Source organism: Oleiphilus sp. HI0061, from assembly GCF_001635675.1.
In genome coordinates, this window is sequence record NZ_LWFE01001128.1 from 1 (window position 1) to 3,035 (window position 3,035).

Consider the following 3,035-nt stretch of genomic DNA (forward strand, 5'->3'; position numbering starts at 1 on the left):
GAACCTGCCCAAATGAAATATAGATGCTGCTGGTTATTGCAGCACCTATCATGCCTAGGCTTAGCAAGCTAATCATTGATATCAGTGCAATAAAAGTTTTGCAAGTACGTGAGTGTTTGCGGCGAGTTTTGAGAATACGAAGTTTTACTTTGTCGCCAACGTGGAAGTTGCCTGAGGCTAAGTGGTCAATTGCGGTAAAGCGAACCGGGCCTCCTTCATGCGGGTACTCAATGACAGGGTAAAAACCATTTTTAACGTAGGTTTGGCTAGTACTATTGTCGGCATGAGAAGTAAGGCTAGAGAATACTTGATGGATTGACACTACTTTTCCGTATTTAGCGTATGCGCCACGGAGAAAACGTGAATAGTCTCGATATAAAAAGGAACCGGCGACGGCAAGCGTCAAGCTTATTATTAAAGTAAAGGCGTCCATTAAATCCCAATTCTCCTGTACCTGAATCCATTTAGGTGCATGACTACAAAAAAGCGAGTGCCTTGAGACGGTAATAGTGTGTGGCAGGTCTCAAAGTGAGTGCGAATTGTCGCATAGATTTCGAAATCTGCAATGTCTTTTTAGAAATAATCAGGTCTTTTTACAGGAAAATAGCGAATAGGGTGAATTTAAATTCACTTTTATCACTCTCGGTAATATTCTTAGATGAAAAAGTTACCGAGAGCGATGGAAGAAAGAAGAAGCTAAGCGGTACTGCTATCGCTTTTAACGTAGTACTGGCTTAGATTGGTGCTGAGCCATAATTCATGGTCGGCTTCTTTGGCGGGTCAGCTCGTACGTTATTATCAACGCGTTCTACGTTACCACCTCTTTTTAGAAATTCTTCAATATCACTGCTTAGTTGTTGGCGTACAGTTTCTCTTACAACTCTGGGGGATTCGCTGCTGCATTCAGGGAGTGCAATGGCTTCTTGTGACATAATGGTACCTATCTATCTTTCTGCTATATCTCCAATTTCCTTTTATTTTTAAGGGTTTAGGAGATTTTGTGTTGCTTGTTTCTATTGTTTTCTGCACTGATCTATATAAACCGCCCAGCGACATGCCTATATTAAGGTTTATCTTTAATTATATGTAACAGTGCATTAAGTGGATAATATAATCTAAATTATAGCTTTGCAACATAAATCATTGGTTTTGTTGAATAAATTAATGTTTATATTTTCTTGTTTATCAAAGTGTCTGTTCCTGGTTTTGTAACAGAGGGCGTGATGCCTGTAACGCTAGGTGTTAAAAGGTGTTGAAATGAAAGATGCACAGGAATTATTGCTTAACTTGGCTAGGCTTAAGTTATCAGCGCAAGGGGAAGTGACTTAGTTGCGCGGAGCCTCTCCAATCATCACTTTCCAATCCCTAGTTGTTATAAGGACTTTTTAGGAGCCATTTTGGCTCCTTTTTTTTGCCTTGGATTCAGCGAGCTCTAATCCAGAATTTCGTCTAGAGCGTCATAGATTGCTGGCGTGCTAATGAGAAGGTTGTTGTTGTAGATGCAGGCAGGAATACCTTCAGGTACTGGGGTGAAGTGGCCGCAGCGTGCACCGGCTTCAAGGGCAATCAGTCTGGCTGCAGCGAAGTCCCAGGGGCTCAGTGACTCAAAATAGCCGTCAAGGCGGCCATTTGCAACCCAGCAGATATCCATTGCAGCAGAGCCTAGGCGGCGAATGTCTTGGCATTTCATCAGCACCTTTTCTGTTCGGCGCATGATTTCAGGTACGGTGCTTTTATCGTAAGGGAAACCCGTGGCAATCAGGGCTTTCCGTAAATTGTCTTGGTTGCTGACGGATAGCTTGTTCTGATTCAAATAAGAGCCTTGCCCCAAAATAGCGGAATAGCACTCGTCCAGAAACGGATTGTAGACAATTCCCACTTGTACCTCACCTTCACACGCGAATGCGATAGAGACGGCGACCATAAAGTGGCCGTGAGCATAATTAACGGTGCCGTCAATGGGGTCAATAATCCAGATGGGTTCAGCTAGGTCTTTGCCTTGGCTCGTATCGGTATATGTCTCTTCAGACATGATACGGTGGTGAGGGAATTTTTCTTGAATAGCTTCGATGATTAGTTTGTCTGCTGCAATGTCTGCAGATGTTACTAGCTCATGTTGATCTTTGTAATTCTGACTGAGTGAGCCTTTTGCTCGTTCCGACTTAATCATCGAGCCAGCTTTGATTGCTAGCTCTTTTGCGAATTTCTCTATGTCGCTATAGTTCATAGGTCACCCAGACAGATTAGTTTACAGGGTTTGGCTGCCTTAAGACTGCTGCTCTCGGGCAATGGCTCGGTAGGCAATGTCATCTCGATAGAACATACCTTCCCAGCTGATATTTTGTGCAAGCTGATAGGCCTTTTGCTGAGCTTCAGTCACATTGTTGCCCAGAGCTGTAGCGCATAATACTCTGCCACCAGACGTTGCTACTTGCTCGCCATCGAGTTTGGTGCCTGCATGAAATACTTTTGCAACATCAGACTCGCCTTGCTTTAGGCCTTTAATGATGAGGCCTTTGTCGTAGCTTCCTGGGTAGCCACCAGCGGCCAAGACAACGCCAACTGCTGCGCGAGAATCCCAGTCTGTTGTTGTTTTATCGAGAGTCTTATCCAATGCCGCATTGCATAGAGTAATTAGATCAGATTGCAGGCGCATCATAATAGGTTGTGTTTCAGGGTCGCCGAAACGGCAGTTATATTCGATGACTTTTGGTTGGCCATCTTTTGAAATCATTAAACCTGCATAGAGGAAGCCTGTATAGTCATTGCCTTCCTTCGCCATACCTTCGACGGTTGGGATAATGACTTCAGACATGATGCGATCATGGATCTCCTGGGTTACAACTGGAGCCGGTGAATAGGCACCCATTCCACCAGTATTTGGGCCAGTGTCGCCGTTGCCAACGCGCTTATGGTCCTGGCTGGTTGCCATCGGTAGAATATTCTTACCATCTGCAATAACGATGAAGCTGGCTTCTTCGCCATCAAGAAATTCTTCAATAACTACACGGCAGCCTGCTTCGCCAAAAGCATTG

General features: G+C 44.3%; 3 protein-coding genes and 1 pseudogene. All 4 read right to left on the bottom strand.

Annotated elements, in window-relative coordinates:
• Nucleotides 1-433: pseudogene (locus tag A3735_RS16745) on the bottom strand (hypothetical protein); the annotation flags it as partial.
• A 301-nt stretch (nt 434-734) separates the two neighbouring features.
• Entirely contained in the window at nt 735-932 is a 198-nt protein-coding gene (locus A3735_RS16755; protein WP_068513514.1) for a hypothetical protein, read from the bottom strand.
• A gap of 500 nt (nt 933-1,432) precedes the next feature.
• Entirely contained in the window at nt 1,433-2,227 is a 795-nt protein-coding gene (locus A3735_RS16760) for an inositol monophosphatase family protein (RefSeq protein ID WP_068512169.1), read from the bottom strand.
• Nucleotides 2,228-2,266: 39 nt separating this feature from the next.
• On the bottom strand, nt 2,267-3,035 hold a 769-nt coding region (purD, locus tag A3735_RS16765), incomplete at its 5' end, for a phosphoribosylamine--glycine ligase (RefSeq protein WP_068638313.1).